Origin of the sequence: Maribacter sp., from assembly GCF_049667165.1 — a bacterium.
Classification (GTDB): Bacteria; Bacteroidota; Bacteroidia; order Flavobacteriales; family Flavobacteriaceae; genus Maribacter_A.
Genome location: NZ_JBATHS010000171.1, coordinates 1 through 1,696, shown reverse-complemented (window position 1 = coordinate 1,696; position 1,696 = coordinate 1). Strand labels below are relative to the sequence as shown.

Below are 1,696 nucleotides of genomic sequence, written 5' to 3'. Positions count from 1 at the left end.
TATTGCCTTTAATGGCCATGGCACAAACCAATGAAGCTTTGATTATTGAAAATGTGATGCTTACGGTAAACCCGGAAAAAATTATGGAATTCGAGGCGGGCATAGCCGCCCACAACAAAAAATTCCACGCCGACGGACCTTATGGTGCCCGGGTCTATAACGTATTAAATGGCAAAAATGCCGGCAAATATATGCTGATTATGGGGCCCTTACCTTGGAGTGCCATGGATGGTAGGCCTTCAAGCCAGGAACATACCGATGATAATGATAAGAATATAAGTAAGTACCTCACCCCAGAAGTTGAGGTAAATTATATGAAAATGCATCCTGAACTATCCAATTTCTCGAAAGACTTCGAAATCAACAAGGTTTCGGTATTCATGATCGATGTAAAGCGCTTTAAGCAACAGGATTTTATAGAGAAGGTGTTAAAGAAGGTTGACAAGGTATATAAGGAAAAAATGCCTGATCAGATTTACGGGGTTTACTCCAATGAAATGAACAACATGGATGGAATGGATTTTGCCTGGGTAGATTTCTTCGATAGTTCTTCTTGGATGGCAAGGGAGAATAAATTTATGCAACAATTCGAAGAAGTCCATGGCGCCGGAAGTTTTAAACAATTCCTAGCCGATGTTGAGGACACAACCAATGGCGACAGAACGGAAATATGGATATTAAGAAAAGACCTTAGTGGTCCCGATGCGAAAGTAATAGCCGCAACCCGTCAGTAATTGAATTTGAATTAGCACTACACATCTACTGATCGATGCTTGTAAAACCCGGTCAATACCGGGTTTTACTTTTGTTTGTGGTTTGCAGGTGAATAGATATGATTCTCTCATATCCAATGAAAAGACTTAGGCCATTTCCCTTAATAAGAGTGACGATATAAATGAAATATTCGTTCCATTAGCTCTATTCAAATGTTAGCGGTCATTGCAGTAAATAATCTAACCAACCTTACAAATATGATCACAACAAAAAAATTATTCACTCCCTTAAAATCTTCTGACCGTATACAGTCTCTAGACATTATGAGAGGAGTTGTTCTATTAGGAATACTAATAATGAACATTAATGGCATGGGGCTAGCCGGAGCCTATGGAGACCCTACAGTTTCTGGTGGTGCTACAGGATGGAATCTAACAACATGGATTACCGCAAATTTCTCATTTGAAGGCACAATGAGAGCACTTTTCTCCCTATTATTTGGAGTAGGTATGTTCATATTTATGGATAGACTCGAAAAAAAAGGAGCCGGATTAGATGCTGCAAATATTTATTTTAGACGACTTATGTGGTTACTTGTTTTCGGGTTGATACATGGATATTTATTGCTTTGGACCGGTGAAATTCTCTACCAATATGCGCTTATGGGCTTTTTGGTATTTTCATTTAGATATTTACCCCCATTCAAATTAACACTTATTGCATTATTGCTCTTCTCTATTGGCGCCTTATGGAATTATGCGGATTATAAAAAGGATATAAAATTCGTCGAAGAAGTAGCACTTGTAAACAACTACAAATTAGAAGGGAAAACATTAACCAGGGAACTTCATGAAGTTGATATGAAATGGAAAGAACGCGAATGGAAAAGGTCTCCCGAAGGCATTGCCGAATATAACACCAATATGCGCAAAGGGTATTTGGACGTGGTGGCGTTTCTTGCTCCGGAAAATCAGCATTATGA

General features: G+C 38.8%; 2 protein-coding genes. Both read left to right on the top strand.

Going from position 1 to position 1,696, the window contains the following annotated elements; all coding sequences use genetic code 11:
- Positions 1-734 (top strand): hypothetical protein (locus WBM98_RS09040; RefSeq protein ID WP_424365697.1); only part of this gene is annotated, 734 nt, incomplete at its 5' end.
- A gap of 237 nt (positions 735-971) precedes the next feature.
- Positions 972-1,696 (top strand): DUF418 domain-containing protein (locus tag WBM98_RS09035; protein WP_424365696.1); only part of this gene is annotated, 725 nt, incomplete at its 3' end.